The following is a 17124-nucleotide window of genomic DNA, read 5'->3' as shown; positions in this document are numbered from 1 at the left end:
CACATCTCCGACCATGGATGACCGCGTCCGCGCATGGGTGACCGCCAACGTCGGCGAGATCGTCGACATCGAGCGCCAGCACCGCTGGCGACCGGCGTGGTTCGTCGTGGCTCAGACCCACACCGGCGAGCGACGACTCTACGTCCGGGGCAACCGGGACGGGTTCGGGTTCATGGAGGTGAGCAGGGAGGCGGCGGTACTCCGCGTCCTCGCCCGCCACGGGGTCCCGGTCCCGACGGTCCACGGGGAGATCGACGGCGACGCCGTGGTGATGGACTGGCTCCCCGGTGACGCAGGGCTCGACGCGACCGCGGATCCGCGGGAGGTCGACGCCGTCATGGACTCCTACGTGGACGCACTGGCCGCGGTGCACGCCATCGATCCGGCCGAGTTCGCCGAGATCGGGATCGCGACCCCGGACACCCCGGCCGGCGTCGCGCTCGACTTCTTCGAGGACTTCGTGGCCCGGTACCGCGAGTTCAAGCAGCGACCCGAACCGGTGCTGGAGTTCGTGATCGGATGGCTGCGACGCCGCGTGCCGGAGGGCGCCGGCTCCCCGCGTTTCCTCCTCGGTGACACCGGACAGTTCATGTGGGCCGATGGGCGCGTGACCGGCCTGATCGACGTCGAGCTCGCACACGTCGGGGACGTCGCCCACGACCTCGCCGGGCTCCGGTTGCGCGCGGTGACCGAACACATGGGGGACCTGGGGCGTGTGCTGCGCCGCTACGAGGAGGTGACGGGTCGGGCCGTCGACCGTGACGCCGTCGAGTTCCACACCGCGAAGTTCGCGGTCTGTACCCCGCTCGGGCTCGTCATCGCGCTGCACCTCGACCTCCCGATGCCGGAGATCCTGCAGTACACCGAGTGGTTTCATCAGCTCTCGCTCCACGCGATCGAGTGCATCGCCCGGCTGGAGGATGTGCGCCTCGATCCGATCGCCCTGCCCGACCCCGTCGAGAACGGTCAGAGCGGTGTGGCCAGGGGTCTGGCGACCATGGTCGAGAGCCTGGAGGTGTCGGACGCCATGGCCGAATACCGTCGCGAGACCGTCGCCGCGGTGGCCCGGTACGTGGAGCGCGCGCATGCCCACGGCCCGGGGATCGACGCCGCCGACGCCGCGGACGTGGCCGAACTGCTCGGGGCCGACGTCCCCGCTGATCGGCGATCCACCGATCAGGCGTTGGAGGACTTCGTGGTCGACGCCGGCCCCGAGCACGACCGCGCCCTGGTCGCGCTGCTGCGCCGACGGGTGATGCGGCAGATGCTCCTGCTCGAACCGGTCCTTGTCGCGCCCGGCGGGATCGGGCACGTCGCGCCGTTGCCGGATCTGTTCGCGCAGTAGGTGGCCTGGCCCGCGGCAGCGACGACCGGCGGCGATCCACTCGCGGCGGGTGATCGGCCAGTCAGCGGGCGCCGTTCCCGGGAACTGTTGCGGTGGTCGGTCGATCAGTCCGACTGTGCCGACGTGACCGAGGTGATCGTCGCGACCGGCCCGAACACAGAGGGTGAGGCGACTGGTTCGAACCACTTGCGTTCAGTCCCTCGCCCGGTGGGAGCGGATGCCGCCGGGTCATCTCAGGGTGACGTCTCGCAGTCCTGCCCGACCTGTCACCCCGGCCTTTCTGCTCGCGCGGTAGATGTGGCTCTCGACGGTTCGCACCGACAACGACATCTGTTGCGCGATCTGGCGATTGGTGACACCCCGTGCGACGAGCATGACGATCTCCCGTTCGGTGCTGGTGAACGGCGGCTCGAGGCGAGCGGTGGCGAGTGCGATCGCCGGGCTGGTGGCACCGCCGCACTCCACCAGGAGTCGACGCGTCCGAGCCGCCGCCGTCATGGCCTCGCTCGCCGAGCCTGCACTGCGGTGCACGACAGTGGCCTGGGCGGCGGCCTCGGCCGCGCCCAGTCGATCACCGATCGACTCGAACCGCTCCGAGGCCGCGAGCAACCCGTCGGCGTCGTCACCGACGAGCGCGATCGCGTAGCGCGCCGCGGCAATCGCTCGCGGCGTCGCCAGCTGCGCGGCGAGCTCGCTCAGCCGGTCGGCAGCGGTCCTGTCCCCGAAGTGGATGGCGTTCTGCAGTGCCCACACCTCGCGGGCCGGTTGGTCGTGACCGCGCGCGGTGTCGGCTGCTGCCCGCGCGAAGGCGCACGCATCGTCGATGCGCCCTTGCGCAGCCGAAAGCCAGGCCTCGGAGAGGGCGATCCACGAGTCGTAGTAGGCGTAGCCGGGATGGTGCAGAGCGCGAGCTGTCTCGATTGCTGTCGCCGCTGAGCTCGCGTCCCCGAGGCGGGCGAGGACCTGCGAACGCAGGAGATGGAAACGGGCGAAACTGTTGATGGACAGGAATCCCCGCCCCACCCAGTCGCCCGGGTCGAACTGCGCCGGCAGCAGGCGAAGGGTGCCCGTGAGGTCTCCGGCGGCGAAGCGCGCCATCCCGAGAATCTGATCAGCGACAGGGCGATTCGCCGCGGCCTGCCCGTGGCTGCTCTGGTGGAACTGCTCGGCGAGCTCGACGGCATCACCGATGCGTCCGGACACGGCCAGGCCGCCGGCGTAGACCTCGGTGACTGGTCCACGCAATGCCGCCGCCTGCTGATCCGCGGCGATCGCCTGGACCGCGCGGGTCGCGGACAACGCCAACCTCTCCAGACGACCGAGCTCACCGCTGGCCATGCATTCGGCCAGGCGTGCCATCGCCGTGCCGTGGGGGTCGAGCATGTCGATGTCGATGTCGTCGAGGGTGTCGAGCACGGCCGGCGTCTGGCCGGCGAGTGCGCACTGCATGGCCCGGAAGACGAGGATGTGCTGCTGTCGTGCGCCCACCTCGGTGGCGAGCGCGTTCTCGACGATGCGGGTCGCCTCATCCGGTGCGCGCAGCGTCCACAGCGCATTCGATGCGCGCACCACGACGTCATTGACAAAGCCTGTGTCACCGGGAGCCGAGGGTGCCTCGGCGAGAACCCGTTCGACCGATTCGCCGTCACTCATCATGAACAGCGTCCACGCACGAGACACATGCGCGTCGGCGCCTGTACGCGCCTGGGTCGCCGCGGCGAGGAGGCGTTCCGCGATGTCGAAGTCCAGCAGCGAGTTCGCGGCCGTGGCCGCGGCCTGCAGTATCCGGCCGTCGGGAGCGAGGTCGGACTCGAGCCACAGGAGGCCGCGTTTGATGAGCTGCGCCGCGCCGACGGCGTCGTCCATCGACGATGCGACCATCCCACGCAGCCGCCGCAGCTTGGCCGACCCGCACTGCGCACGCCGGACCTCGGCGAACAGGGGATGCCCGACGACGAACTTGCCGTCGGCGCTCCGTATGAGTCCTCGCTGTTCTGCCTCCTCGATCGCGACCTGCGGCGCGAGCGTGGCGACGACCCGCCACTCGATCGGCTCCGACACGGCGACGAGATCGACGATGTCGCGAACCGGCTCGGGTAGGTCTCCGATATGGGCCTCGACCAGTTCGGCAAGCGACCCGCGCACGGCGATGTCGCCGCCCCACCGCAACGCACCGTCGGTGACCGCCAAGCGCCCCGCGTGCACCTCCTGGTCAGCCAGCTGGCGGACGTAGAGCATGTTGCCGCGGGTCATGTCCCAGAACCGCTGTGCGCACTGCCGATCCGGCGGTGCTCCGAAAGCCCGTGCCAGAGCCCCGGTGACATCGGCGGGCGAAAGGACCTCGATCTCCCGCCGCAGGAGGCGCCGCTCCTTCCACAAGGCGGTGATCGCGGTGGGTGCGGCGTCGCCCGAACGCACGGTGAGGAGCATGGTGGCGCCGGAGTCGACGAGATGGTCGACCACGAGCGCGGACAGGTCGTCGAGGAGGTGTGCGTCGTCGACCACCACGAGAAGCGTCCCGACGGTCACGTCCTGCACGATCGCATCGCTGACGCGGCGCACGAGAGAAGCGGGTGCGCCGCCCCGGTCGTCGGTCCATCGGGCGAATGCGCCGAGCGAGACCGACCGACTGGTGACGGTCGCCGCCACCGAGCGCACCGTCCATCCGTTCGCGGCGGTGCGGTGAGCGATCTCCCTGGCCAGGCGGGACTTTCCGACGCCCGCGGCCCCGACGAGGGCGATCCCACGAACGGTCGGATCCTCGATCAGTGAGGTGATGTCGGCGAGGTCCCGGTCACGTCCGACCACGGCCCATTCCTGCGGCATCGCCGTCCCAATCCATTTCGCACGGCAGTCGCGGCATGCCGGTTTCCGGCGACGATAGCCGAACGCCTGCCAGGTGTCGGGCGAACGACGGTGCATGCCGTTGCACCGGACGAATGGCGGCGGGAACTACTGCACCAGTATGGCTCCACTACTGCACTGTGACTCCACTACTGCACTTCCGTTAGTGGCGCTGCGCATCGTGGACACGCCGACATGCGCCGCTTTAGCGTTCGTCTCGCGCGTGCCCGGTCATCCCCGAGTGACGCTGTTCCGGAGTGGTGATCGTGGGTGTGGTCCGGCGCCCTCTTGTAGATGGGTGAAGGATGTCCATGAAGGCCAAGCGGAATTGGGTGCGCGCTGCAAAGCTCGCCGGCGGGGCTGCTGCGATCGCGGGGGCATGTGCCGCGGGAACGGGCACCGCCGTTGCGGACACCGCCCCGGTCACCTCAGGTACCGGCGCTCAGTCGGTGAGCAGAGCTCCGGCCGACAGGGAAGTTGCGGGCGCGGGTACGACGACATCGTCGGGTCCGTCCTCGACCGTGACCACCTCGACGGGTACCGAACCCACGTCGACGACGTCCGTACCGAGCTCCACAGCCACTGGTGGTGGTGTGTCGACGTCGCCGGCCGGTTCTGCGGGTTCGAGCGCACCGGCCCCGACCACCACAACAGCGCCGGACCACGCGGGCACTCCGACGACATCGTCGTCGGGTACGCGGGACGCGGCGCCGGCCACGAGCACCGCGACGTCGACCACGTCGACGCCGACCGCCGCCGCGTCGACTGCCTCGCCATCGACCACCACCTCGACGCCGATCACGACATCCACGACGGCGGGGAGGACGACCACGCCGCCGACCACGAACACGCCGCCGACCACGTACACGTCGACGACCTCAGCACCGTCGACCGCGACGGGAGCAGGCACGGTGACCACGGCGCCGGGTGAGCGACATGCTGCGGGCGAGACGCCCGTACCGCTTGTTGCGTCGCATACCCCGCCGACGCCGGCGACGGCGATCGTCGCAGCGCTGCTGAGTATCTTCACCACGGCCCAGCAGCACGGCTCCACCGGCAGTCCTGCGTCGGCGGATGGACCGTCATCCTGGGTCGCCGCCGGTGTCGCCCGCCGTGAGCTCGCCACGACCACCGGCACTGCATCCACGAATGCACTGACCCCGCAGCCGGTCACGGCGACGGCGCCGCCGTTCAACCCGTTGCAGGCGCTGCTCGTCCTGCTGATCAGTGACGGCACCGCCGAGCACCCCGATGCGGGCCTCCTGTTCGGCAACGGGTTCAGCTACACCTCGGCGACGTGCCTGCTGGGCATGGTGTGCAACGGCGGCCGTGGCGGTTTGATCGGCAACGGGGGCAACGGCTTCAACGGCGGGACCGGCGGTGACGCCGAACTGTTCGGCGCCGGTGGCCGTGGCGGTGACGGTCTGGCAGCCGGCGCTGCGGGAGGATCGGGCGGCAACGGGGGCGTGATCTTCGGCGTCGGTGGCCGTGGCGGCAACGGAGCGATCGGCGCGACCGGTACACCCGGCACCGGGGACGGCACGGGCGGAGTCGGCGGTGCCGGTGGTGTCGGCGGCCGGGGCGGCGCGGCCGGCCTGATCGGCAACGGTGGCATCGGCGGCACCGGAGGTGTCGGCGGCACCGGTGGAGTCGGCGGAACGGGCACGACCGGCACGGCGATCGCGACAGCCGCCGGCACCGGGGGAACGGGCGGTTCGGGTGGCGTCGGGGGAGCGGGCGGGCGCGGCGGAACCGGTGGAATCATCGGGGCCGCTGGGCAACTCGGCGACGGCGGATCAGGCGGCAGAGGCGGCACCGGCGGAGTCGGCGGGACCGGATTCACCGGAGCGAACGGCGCCGACGGGGCAGACGCGGTGGACGACGGATCCGGGACACTCGTCGCGGGCGACGGCGCGAACGGCGCCGTCGGTGGCGGCGCCGGAGGGAACGGCGGAACCGGCGGGTCCGGCGGCATCGGTGGGTCAGGGTCCGTCACGGGATCTCTCGGCGCGAACGGTGACGGCGGGATCGGCGGAACCGGCGGTTCCGGTGGCAACGGTGGTCGAGGCGGCGACGCATCGGCGGCGACCCCGTCCGCGAATGCGGTCGCGGGCACGGGCGGCGACGGCGGCGCCGGGATCGGCGTCGGGGGTCACGGCGGCGCGGCCGGCACAGGCGGACTGGCCGGCACCGGCAGAGCCGGACTGGCCGGCGCTGCCGGAATCGGTGGTCGCGGCGGCGACGGCGGAGACGCAACCGCGGGCCTCTTCGGGACGGCCCGCGGCGGCGCGGGTGGATCGTCGACCGCCGGCGGCGACGGCGGCAACGGCGGTGACGCATCAGTTGTCGGAGCCGTCGGTGTCGCCACCGCCGGATCGGGTGGGGCTTCACAGTCCGGCGCCGGCGGCAACGGCGGTGACGCATCGGTCGTCGGAGCCAACGGTGTCGCGACCGCCGGGTCGGGTGGGGCTTCACAGTTCGGCGCCGGCGGCAACGGTGGTGACGCCCGAGTCGGCGGCAACGATCCACGCGATGGCGCCAACGGTGTCGCGACCGCCGGCGCGGGCGGTTCGACCAGTACCGGCGACGGCGGCACCGGCGGTGACGCATCAGTCGTCGGACCCAATGGAGTCGCGACCAGCGGTGTGGGCGGATCCACCGTCACCGGAAACGGCGGCACCGGCGGCTCGGCAAGGGCGGACGGCGCGAACGGTGTCGCGACTGCCGGCGCGGGGGGTTCGACCACCGCCGGCGACGGCGGCACCGGCGGTGACGCAAGAGTCGTCGGAGCCAACGGATGGGCCACCAGCGGTGTGGGCGGATCCACCGTCACCGGAGACGGCGGCACCGGCGGCTCGGCGAGAGTGGACGGTATCAACGGCGTGGCCTTCGCCAACGGCGGCGGCTTCGGCGGCGACGGTGGCGGCGACTCTGTTCACGGCAACGGCGGCACCGGGGGTGACGCATCAGTCGTCGGGAACAACGGAGTCGCCTATGGCGGGGCCGGCGGGTCGACCGTGGTCGGAAACGGCGGGGCCGCAGGCTCGGCGAGGGTGGACGGCGCGCGCGGCGTCGCCCAAACCACCGGGGGCGGCAACACTGTCGACGGCAACGGCGGAAACGGCGGCACCGCAACCACCATCGGTGACGATTCCGACGCAACCTCGCTGGGCGGGGGCAGCTCCGTCACCGGCAGGGGAGGCAGCGGCGGGATCGCTGACGCCACAGGCGACAACAGCGTCGCTTCTGCCCGGCGAGGTGGTACCGGCGCGGGCGGTGTCAGCGGCGGACCGGGACGTGCCACGGCGACCGGGGCGAACTCGCTGGCGATTTCCGAAGACTGACCATCGTGAGAAGACGGACCCACCCACGTAGACGGTCGGGCCGCCGTCGGAGGTGTATCACGTGGGTGGCTCAGCGACGACCGGCGGCGATCCGTTCGCGGCGAAGACGATCGATCTCGGGGAGATCGAGCGGAGGCAGTGGAGATCCGACAGCCCGCGACAGCAGGTGGTCGGCGAGTTGCGGGTTGCGAGCCAGTGCAGGTCCATGGAGGTAGGTCCCGATCACCGATCCGGTCACCGCGCCGTCGAACCGGTCGCCGGCACGGTTCCCGTCGCCGGCCTGCACCCGGGACAACGGGACCGAGTCCGAACCGAGAACCGTTCCACCCCGGTGGTTCTCGAAACCGCTCAGGGTGTCGGTGAGCCCGTCGACGAGTGGTTCGGCGACGAGTTCGCCGATGCTGCGCTTGCCCTGCGGACTCGTGGTGAGGTCGAGCATCGAGATGCCCTCGACCCGCTCACCCGCCGACGTCTCGTACCAGTGCCCGAGCACCTGGATGGCCGCGCAGATGGCGAGCACCGGCGCACCACGCTCGGCGGCGCGCTGCAATCCCGGGTACCGCAACAGATGTCGGGTGGCCAGGCGCTGTGCGTAGTCCTCGGCGCCGCCGAGGGTGTAGACGTCGAGGGACTCGGGGACGGGGTCGTCGAGCGTGATCTGGACGATCTCGGCGTCGATGCCCCGCATCAGCGCCCGCTGCCGCAGGACGAGTGCGTTCCCGCCATCGCCGTAGGTGCCCATCACGTCTCCGAGGACGAGACCGATCTGGAGGGTGGAGGTGTCAGCCACGACCGACCCCCGCGCTGCGCTCGATGCGGTCGATCGCGACGCCGAGGTCGCGGAATGCCGTGTAGTTGGCGAGGACGTCGACGCGTCCCGGTGGGCACGAGGCGATGGCGGAGAGCGGGTCGTCGACGGTGGTGTGTTCGGCCCCGGCGTAGAGCAGCCGGACACCGAGATCGGCTGCGCGCTCTCCGGATGCGACGACGGCGTTGTTCTCGAAGTGTTCGAAGCGGACGTCCCACAGCCAGGAGAGGTCCTCGCCGTCGGGCACCTGGCCGTTGACGGCGATGACGAGTCCGGCGGCGTCGGGGTCGATCATCGACAACGCCTCCTGCCACCCGGCGGGGTTCTTGGCCAACAACATCCGGACCGAGTGCGCACCCACCTGGCGGATGCCGTAGCGGCCGGCGACCTCACCGACGGTGCCGACGGCCGTGACGGCGGCGGCAGGGTCGGCGCCCATCGCGACCGCCGCTGCGATGGCCTGGGTGGCGTTGCCGCGGTTGGCCTTCCCGGGAAGGGTCAGCCGCAGAGGTGCGGTGAAGCCGTCGGGGCCGTGGATGGCGTCGTCGTCGAACCACCACGTGGGGGTGGGACGACGGAAAGCGGTGCCGCTGGACCACCAGTCGTCGCCGTCGCGCACGATCGGTTCGCCGGAGCGCGGGCAGCTGATCGAGTCGTTCGCCCAGCCACCGCCGGCGGCCACCCACACGACGTTCGTCGCGTCGTAGGCGGCGGAGGTCACCAACACGTCATCACAGTTGGCGACGACGACCATGTCGGGATGACGGGCGATGCCCTCCCGGAGCCGCTTCTCGATGATGGTGATCTCGCCGACGCGGTCGAGCTGGTCCCGCGAGAGGTTCAGCAGCACCAACACTTCCGGCTCCAGTGCGTCGCTGACATGGGGCACGTGCAGTTCGTCGACCTCGATCGCCGCGTAGGGTGCGGCGCGGCCCAGCGTGAGCGTCGCGATGATCCCGGCGTCCATGTTGGCGCCGTCGGCCTGGCTGATGGTCTCGCCCAGGGTCGCGAGCGCGGCGGCGGTCATCTTCGTCGTCGTCGACTTGCCGTTCGTCCCGGTGACGACGGCGGTCCGCTTGCCCGCGGCCAGTCGCCGCATGATCGACGGATCGATCTTCGCGGCGATCAGCCCACCGATCATCGACCCCTTGCCGCGACCGGTTCTCTGCGAGGTCCACCGTGCTCCGGCAGCGGCGGCGAGGGCTGTGCGGGTGCGGAGGGGGAGACGTGCCCGGGATCGAGCGTGGGCGTCGGACATGGCGACGAGTCTGTCACAACGTGGGCCTTCGCCCGCGGTCCCATGAGGCCCGCCACACACCCGACGATCACGATCGCGGCCCCGATGAGCTGCAGCGCCGACGGGGTCTCACGGAGGACGATCCACGACGCCGTGATCCCCACCACGGGGACCATCAGCGACATCGGCGCGACCGTGCTCGCGGGGTACCGACCCATGAGGAACGTCCACAGCCCCGAGCCGGCGGCGGTGCCGAGCACCACCACGTAGGCGAGCCCGGCGAGGGCGATCAGGCCACTGTGGTCGCCGACCGTCGCCAGAGCGTGGAATCCCGCGCCGGGACCCTCGATGCCGAGGCTGAGGAGGTACATCGGGACGGGCGGGATGACGCACATCCACAGCGTGAGGTGCAGCGGGTTCGGTGCTTTCGCCAGCCGGCTGCCGAGGTTGCCGAACGCCCAGCCGAGGCCCGCGACGAGGGTCAGCAGCATGGGGAGCAGGCCGGCTCCGGCGCCGTGTCCGATGCGGTCGACGGCGATCAGCGCCATCCCGCCGATGGCGACGGCGATGCCGGCGACCTGGCGCAGCGTCATCCGCTCACCGAGGAGGAGCACGCCCAGGACGACGGTGAACGGTGCCGACGACTGCAGCACGAGCGACGCCAGCCCGGTCGGCATGCCCGTCGCCATCGCGAGGAAGAGGAACGCGAACTGCACGATGCCGAAACCGGTGCCGTAGAGCAGCAGCCAGCGCACCGGCACCTGCGGTCGGGGGACGAACAGGATGACGGGGACCGCCATCACGGCGAAGCGCAGCGCGGCGAAGAAGAAGGGAGGGAAGTGGTCGAGGCCGGCGTGGATGGCGAGGAAGTTCAACCCCCACAGCACGACGACGGTCAGCCCGATCATGCGATCCCGTGTGCTCATGGTGCACATCGTCGGGGCGGGCGGTCGTTCAGCACAATCGAATAGATGTAGACAGACAATGTAGTTTTCCTACATGGACGTCCACCGCCTGCGGCTGCTCAGGGAGTTCGCCGACCGCGGCAGCGTCGGGGCCGTCGCGGATGCGATGCGGCTCACGCCGTCGGCGGTCTCGCAGCAGTTGAAGGTGCTCGCCCGCGAGGCGGGGATCGACCTGCTCGAGCAAGACGGACGTGGGCTTCGGCTCACCGACGCCGGACGCGCGTTGGTACTCCGTGCCGACGATGTCCTCGCCGCGGTGGATCGTGCCGCCGAGGAGATGGCCGCGCGCGCCCGCACCACCCTCGGGACCGTCCGGCTCGCGATGTTCCCGTCGGCCGCCGCGTTGCTGCTGCCCGGACTGCTCACGCGGATGGGGGCGTCGGGCGTCGAGGTGGTGGCCACCGACGTCGACGTGCCGTACGCGTCGGCACCGGACACGCTCGCCGACCACGACCTCGTCCTCACCCACCGCGACGAACGGGCGCCGTCCGTGCGGTCGCCGCGCATCAGGTCGTCGGTCGTGATGCGTGAGCCGGTGGACCTCGTCGTGCCGCCGGGCCATCGCCTCTCGGCGCAGGACTCGGTGACGCTCGACGATCTCGCCGATGAGGACTGGATCAGTGTGCGCGGCGGGTTCCCCGTCGACGACGTGCTGTTGTCGCTGGCGACGATCACCGGCGTCCAACCGCGGGTCGTCCACCGCATCAACGACTTCGCGGTCATCGAGGCCATGGTCGCCGACGGACACGGCGTCGCGCTGATACCGCGGCATGCAGTGCGCAACAACAGGATTCACCAGTTGGAGATCTCTGGCGTACGGGCCGCACGGATCTACGAGGTCCTCTGTCGTCCAGGTGCGCTCGAGAAGCCGGTCAACGTCGCGGTGGCGACTGCACTGCGGGACCTGTGTGTCCACGTGTCCCAGGGAATGTGAGCGTCGACGACAAACAGTCGAACGTATCCTTGGTCGGTTCAGCGGTGTCCGTCGATCGGAGGACGTGGGACTCTTGCGGTGTATGCCGATTTCGAAGGTGTATGCCAAATTTGAGTAGGAGACTTGTCATGGTGAACAAAGCGCTCATGGTCCGTCTGGAAGCCAAGCCGGGTCAGGAGGAGGCCGTCGCGGAGTTCCTGCGATCGGCATTGCCCCTCGTCGAACAAGAGCCCGGCACGAAGCCCTGGCTGGCGGTCCAGTTCGGGCAGTCCACGTTCGGCATCGTCGACGCCTTCCCCGACGACGAGGCCCGAGACACACATCTGAACGGACCGGTCGGCACCGCGCTCGGAGAACGCGCTGACGAACTCTTCGCCGTGGCGCCCGAGATCACGTATCTCGACGTGCTCGCCGACAAAGTCTGATCAATCGGCCGATGACCCCGTCGGTGTGTCCGCGGGGTCATCGTGCGTCGACGGAGACGAACTCGTAGTCGCTCAGCGGGAACGTCGACGCGGCCCGGAACGAGGCGGTCGTCGACGTCGGACGGAGCAGCGCGGCCTCGCCGTGCTGGTTGAAGTAGTAGCTGCGGGCGGTGGAGCACTGACCGCGGTAGAAGACGGAATCACCGAGGCGCTCGGTCACGTCGGCGAGGAACGCGTCGTTCGCCGCGTCGGTCACCTCGAACGAGACCGCGTCGCGCCGCTGCAGCTCGCCGAGCAGCCGACGGATGTGGCCCATCTGCGACTCGATCGTCGTGAAGTACGACAACCCGCTGTAGGAGTAGGGGCTGTTCAGGCTCAACAGGTTCGGGAAGCGCGGCACGGTGATGCCCTCGTACGCCTGGAATCGGTTGTCGCGCCAGAACTGCCCGAGGTCGCGACCCTCCCGCCCGACGATCCGCAGCGCCGGGAAGTTGACGTCCCAGAGGTTGAACCCGGTGGCCAACACGAGGGTGTCGATAGGGGTGTGGCGCCCGTCGGCGGTGACGATGCCGTCGGGATCGAACCGCGCGATCGGCGACGTCTCGAGGCGGGTGTTCGCTCGGTTGAACGCGCGGAAGTACTTGTTCGAGAACGTCGGTCGCTTGCAGCCGAAATCGTAGTCGGGGGTCAGCGCCCGACGCGTCGACCGATCGCGCACCGAGAGCCGCAGGTGCGCTCGGGCCAGCAGTGCGGCCGACTTGTTCATCGGCTTCGCCTGCCTGAAGTGCAGCACACCGACGATCATGAGCGCCTCGAGGAGCGCGTCGTTGACCTTCCGGGCGGCCCTCTGCGTGGTGGGGACTCGGGCGAAGAGCCGACGCACCAGGGGCGGGATCGGGAAGTCGATCTTCGGGACGACCCAGATCGGAGTCCGTTGGAACACCGTGAGCGCCCGTGCGCGCTGGGCGATCTCGGGGATCAGCTGAACCGCGGTGGCCCCGGTGCCGATGACGGCGACTCGTTCGCCGGTCACGTCGTGGGTGTCGTCCCAGCGCGTCGTGTGCAGCATGGTCCCGGTGAAGGTGTCGATGCCGGGGAAGTCCGGGGTGTGCGGCTGCGACAGGAATCCCGTCGCGGTCACCAGGAACCGGCCGGTGATCGATTCGCCGTCCGCGGTGGTCACCCGCCAGAACTGTGCGTCGGCGTCCCACTCGGCCTGCTCGACCAGCACACCGAACCGCATGGCGCGGCGCAGATCGTAGGAGTCGGCTATGTGGTCGGCGTAGCGCTTCAACTCCGCGCCGGGGGCGAACAGTCGGGACCAGTTCGGATTGGGGGCGAAGGAGTACGAGTACGTCACCGAGGCGATGTCGACGGCGAGGCCGGGGTAGTGGTTGACGTGCCAGGTCCCGCCGAGATCGTCCTCGCGGTCGAGGATCGTCAGGTTCCGGTAGCCCATCTCCTGCAGGGCGATGGCGGCGCCCATACCGCCGAACCCGGCGCCGACGATCACCGCGTCGAACTCTGGTGTCATCGTCGACACCACCCTTCTGTATATAACCCCGAGTAACAGGTAACGGGCAGTCTGCTCGATCCGATCGGACGCCGTCAAGAGTGCGCCTACCATTTCGGTTAGCGACGCTTAACGGAATGCGACGAGAGGTGACCGCGATGGAGGCCGCGACGACCAGCCACGCTGTGGGCCCCACCGGCCCGCCGTTGCTCGAGGATCCGATCGGCGTGGTGCTGGTGGCGACCGCCGGCAGGTACGGCGCGCGCGACGCGCTCGTCGAGGTCGCGACCGGCCGCCGGTGGACGTGGACCGAGCTGGGGAACGCGGTCGACGAGGTGGCCGCCGCGTTGCTGGCCGCAGGTGTGCAGAAGGGCGACCGTGTCGCCATCTGGGCGCCCAACTGTGCGGAGTGGGCTCTCGTCCAGTTCGCGACGGCGACCATCGGCGCGATCCTGGTGACGGTGAACCCGGCCTACCGCACCCACGAACTGCGCTACGTCCTGCAGCAGTCGACCTCGCGTCTCGTCGTCGCGACACCGACCGCCGGGTCGTCGGACTACGCCGCGATGCTCGACGCCGTCGGACCGGAGGTGCCGAGCCTGCAGCGGGTTGTCCTGGTCGGCACCGACAGCTGGGCGGAGTTCCTCGAGGCGGGTCGCGGAGTCGACGCAGCCGCGGTCGAGCAGGCGCGCGAGGCCACCGCTGTCGGCGACCCCATCAACATCCAGTACACCTCGGGGACAACGGGTTCGCCGAAGGGCGCGACGCTCAGCCACCGGAACATCCTCAACAACGGGTACTTCGTCGGCGAACTGTGCGGGTACACCGAGGTCGACCGCGTCTGCATCCCGGTGCCCTTCTATCACTGCTTCGGCATGGTCATGGGCAACCTCGCGTGCCTCACCCACGGGTCGACGATGGTGATCCCCGCACCGGCGTTCGACGCGGGCGCGACCCTCGACGCCGTTGCCGCCGAACGGTGTACGTCGCTGTACGGAGTGCCGACGATGTTCATCGCCGAGCTCGATCATCCGCGGTTCACCGAGGTCGACCTGTCATCGCTGCGGACCGGGATCATGGCGGGCTCGCCGTGTCCCATGGAGATCATGAAGCAGGTGATCGACCGGATGGGGATGGCCGAGGTGTCGATCGCCTACGGGATGACCGAGACGTCACCGGTGTCGTTGCAGACGCGCGTCGACGACCCCGTGGAGAAGAGGGTCTCGACCGTGGGTCGGGTCGGACCGCACCTGGAGGTCGCGATCGTCGACCCGGCGACCGGTGAGCGCGTCCCACGCGGCGAGCCCGGAGAACTGTGCACCCGTGGGTATTCGGTGATGCTCGGCTACTGGGACAACCCGGAGATGACCGCGCAGGCGATCGACCCCGACGGGTGGATGCACACCGGCGACATCGGCGTCATGGACGACGACGGGTACGTCGCCGTCACCGGCCGGATCAAGGACATGGTCATCCGCGGCGGCGAGAACATCTACCCCCGCGAGATCGAGGAGTTCCTCTACCGGCACCCGGACATCCTCGACGCGCAGGTGGTCGGCATCCCGGACGACAGGTACGGCGAGGAACTCGTCGCGTGCCTGCGGCTGCGACCGGGTGCCGACGACATCACCGCCGAGTCGTTGCGGGAGTTCTGTCGAGACGGTCTGGCCCGCTACAAGATCCCGCGGCATGTCCAGATCCTCGACGAGTTCCCCATGACCGTCACCGGCAAGGTCCGCAAGGTGGAGCTGCGGGAACGGGCGAGCCAGGAGATCGGGGCCACCCGGCCGTCACCGGCCGGGTGACCCAGGAGCTCACGGTGCCCAGGTACGCGGTGCCTGCTCGCCGGACTCCGGTGCGCTGTGCCGGTTCGCCCGGTTGACCGCCGACACGACCGCACGCAGTGTCGCGGTCGTGATGGACGTGGCGATGCCGACGCCCCAGACGATCTCGCCGCCGATCTCGGTCTCGATGTAGCTCGCGGCCTGCGCATCGAAGCCCGACGTCAGCGCGTGCTCGCTGTAGTCGAGGACGCGGATGTCGTACCCGACGGTGCCCAGGGCGTCGACGAAGGCGGCCAACGGTCCGTTGCCGGTGCCGGTGATCTCCTTCTCGACGCCGTCGACCTTCACCACCGCGTGGATGGTGTCGTCGCCGCCGTCGACCTCCGAGGCGTCGACGCGCTGGCTGACCCGCTCGAGCGGTCGGATGGGGTGCAGGTACTCCTCGGCGAAGACGTCCCACATCTCCTTCGGGTTGACCTCGCCGCCCTCGCCGTCGGTGATCTTCTGGATCTCGCGGCTGAACTCGATCTGCAACCGTCGGGGCAGGGACAGGCCGTGATCGGCCTTCATGATGTAGGCGACACCGCCCTTGCCGGACTGACTGTTGACGCGGATGACGGCCTCGTAGTTGCGGCCGACGTCCTTGGGGTCGATGGGCAGATACGGGACGGCCCAGACGAGGTCGTCGACGTCGGAGTCCGACGCGTCGGCGTCGACCTTCATCTGGTCGAGGCCCTTGTTGATCGCGTCCTGGTGGCTGCCGGAGAAGGCGGTGTAGACGAGATCCCCACCGTAGGGGTGACGTTCGGGGACGTTGAGCTGGTTGCAGTACTCGACGGTGCGACGGATCTCGTCGATGTCGGAGAAGCTGATCTGGGGGTCGACCCCGCGGCTGAACAGGTTCATGCCCAGCGTCACCAGGCACACGTTGCCGGTGCGCTCGCCGTTGCCGAACAGGCATCCCTCGATGCGATCGGCGCCGGCCTGGTAGCCCAGTTCCGCTGCGGCGACGGCGGTTCCGCGGTCGTTGTGCGGGTGCAGGCTGAGGATGATCGAGTCCCGTCGCGCCAGGTTGCGGTGCATCCACTCGATGGAGTCGGCGTAGACGTTCGGGGTCGCCATCTCGACGGTCGCCGGCAGGTTGACGATCATCGGGTCGTCGGGTGTGGGCGCGATGATCTCGCTGACCGCATCAACGACCTCCTTGGCGTAGGACAGCTCGGTGCCGGTGTAGGACTCGGGTGAGTACTCGTAGCGCCAGTGCGTCTCCGGGTACTTCTTCTCCTCGGACTTCACGAGGTGCGCTGCGTCGGTGGCGATCTTGGTGATCGCTGCCTTGTCGGCGCGGAACACGACGCGGCGTTGCAGCACCGACGTCGAGTTGTAGAAGTGGACGATCACGCTGCGCGCCCCGCGGCAGGCCTCGAACGTCCGCTCGATCAGTTCCTTGCGGCACTGCGTGAGCACCTGGATGGTGACGTCGTCGGGGATGGCATCGTCGGTGATGATCTCGCGCACGAAGTCGAAGTCGGTCTGGCTGGCCGAGGGGAACCCGACCTCGATCTCCTTGTAGCCCATGCGGACCAGCAGGTCGAACATGCGGCGCTTGCGCGCCGGGCTCATCGGATCGATCAGTGCCTGGTTGCCGTCACGCAGGTCGACCGCACACCACGCCGGTGCGCGGTCGATGACCTTGTCCGGCCAGGTGCGATCGGGCACCGAGATGGTCTCCACCTCGTCGGCGAAGGGTCGGTAGCGGTGCGACGGCATGGCCGAGCCACGCTGGGTGTTCCAGGCGGGCTGGTCGGTGGGGATGGGGCCGGCGGGCTCGACGATGCGGCTGGCGGCCGACGTGAAGCTGTCTGCTGCGGGCATTGGGTGGATCTCCGGTTTCGTGTGAGGGGTCTACGTGAAGTGGAGACCGG

At 69.7% G+C, this 17124-nt stretch carries 11 protein-coding genes and 2 pseudogenes; 6 read left to right on the top strand and 7 right to left on the bottom strand.

Features of this window, described 5'->3' with window-relative positions:
- The first annotated feature begins 13 nt into the window (after positions 1 to 13).
- Both Q1A98_RS00350 and Q1A98_RS00345 read left to right on the top strand, forming a co-directional pair.
- Entirely contained in the window at positions 14 to 1345 is a 1332-nt protein-coding gene (locus Q1A98_RS00350) for a phosphotransferase family protein (protein ID WP_299569006.1), read from the top strand.
- Positions 1346 to 1417: 72 nt separating this feature from the next.
- Positions 1418 to 1525, top strand: a pseudogene (locus Q1A98_RS00345) (recombination protein RecR); the annotation flags it as partial.
- Positions 1526 to 1573: 48 nt separating this feature from the next.
- Here the strand turns inward: Q1A98_RS00345 and Q1A98_RS00340 are convergent.
- A complete protein-coding gene (locus tag Q1A98_RS00340; protein ID WP_299569003.1) occupies positions 1574 to 4171 on the bottom strand; it encodes a LuxR family transcriptional regulator in 2598 nt (865 codons plus the stop codon).
- 460 nt (positions 4172 to 4631) lie between these two features.
- Positions 4632 to 5099, bottom strand: coding sequence for a hypothetical protein (locus Q1A98_RS00335; RefSeq protein WP_299569001.1), 468 nt, complete (start codon positions 5097 to 5099; stop codon positions 4632 to 4634).
- Position 5100: 1 nt separating this feature from the next.
- Between Q1A98_RS00335 and Q1A98_RS00330 the strand changes: the two genes are divergently transcribed.
- Entirely contained in the window at positions 5101 to 7533 is a 2433-nt protein-coding gene (locus Q1A98_RS00330; protein ID WP_299568999.1) for a hypothetical protein, read from the top strand.
- A gap of 70 nt (positions 7534 to 7603) precedes the next feature.
- Here the strand turns inward: Q1A98_RS00330 and Q1A98_RS00325 are convergent, their stop codons facing one another.
- The 3 genes and pseudogenes from Q1A98_RS00325 to Q1A98_RS00315 form a co-directional block, all read right to left on the bottom strand.
- A complete protein-coding gene (locus Q1A98_RS00325) occupies positions 7604 to 8323 on the bottom strand; it encodes a glutamine amidotransferase (protein ID WP_299568998.1) in 720 nt (239 codons plus the stop codon).
- A pseudogene (locus Q1A98_RS00320) lies at positions 8316 to 9569 on the bottom strand (MurT ligase domain-containing protein); the annotation flags it as partial. The gene Q1A98_RS00325 and the pseudogene Q1A98_RS00320, both read right to left, overlap by 8 nt.
- Positions 9479 to 10504, bottom strand: a complete 1026-nt coding sequence (locus tag Q1A98_RS00315; RefSeq protein WP_299568996.1) for an EamA family transporter — start codon at positions 10502 to 10504, stop codon at positions 9479 to 9481. The gene Q1A98_RS00315 and the pseudogene Q1A98_RS00320, both read right to left, overlap by 91 nt.
- A gap of 73 nt (positions 10505 to 10577) precedes the next feature.
- Between Q1A98_RS00315 and Q1A98_RS00310 the strand changes: the two genes are divergently transcribed.
- Positions 10578 to 11477, top strand: a complete 900-nt coding sequence (locus Q1A98_RS00310) for a LysR family transcriptional regulator (RefSeq protein WP_299568994.1) — start codon at positions 10578 to 10580, stop codon at positions 11475 to 11477.
- Positions 11478 to 11605: 128 nt separating this feature from the next.
- The gene (locus Q1A98_RS00305) at positions 11606 to 11902 is read left to right on the top strand and encodes an antibiotic biosynthesis monooxygenase (protein ID WP_299568992.1); all 297 of its coding nucleotides are present in this window, start codon (positions 11606 to 11608) and stop codon (positions 11900 to 11902) included.
- Positions 11903 to 11939: 37 nt separating this feature from the next.
- On the opposite strand, the gene Q1A98_RS00300 is transcribed toward Q1A98_RS00305, so the two are convergent.
- A complete protein-coding gene (locus tag Q1A98_RS00300; protein ID WP_299568990.1) occupies positions 11940 to 13436 on the bottom strand; it encodes an NAD(P)/FAD-dependent oxidoreductase in 1497 nt (498 codons plus the stop codon).
- Positions 13437 to 13573: 137 nt separating this feature from the next.
- On the opposite strand from Q1A98_RS00300, the gene Q1A98_RS00295 reads away from it, so the two are divergent.
- Positions 13574 to 15220 (top strand): AMP-binding protein, encoded by a 1647-nt coding sequence (locus Q1A98_RS00295; RefSeq protein ID WP_299570448.1) that lies wholly within the window; start codon positions 13574 to 13576, stop codon positions 15218 to 15220.
- 9 nt (positions 15221 to 15229) lie between these two features.
- Here the strand turns inward: Q1A98_RS00295 and leuA are convergent, their stop codons facing one another.
- Positions 15230 to 17074, bottom strand: coding sequence for a 2-isopropylmalate synthase (leuA, locus tag Q1A98_RS00290; protein WP_299568989.1), 1845 nt, complete (start codon positions 17072 to 17074; stop codon positions 15230 to 15232).
- Positions 17075 to 17124: the final 50 nt, after the last annotated feature.

It is taken from the genome of uncultured Williamsia sp. (assembly GCF_947494875.1).
Classification (GTDB): Bacteria; Actinomycetota; Actinomycetes; order Mycobacteriales; family Mycobacteriaceae; genus Williamsia_A.
The sequence above is the reverse complement of the archived record's forward strand: the minus strand, read 5'-3'. Positions and strand labels throughout refer to the sequence as shown.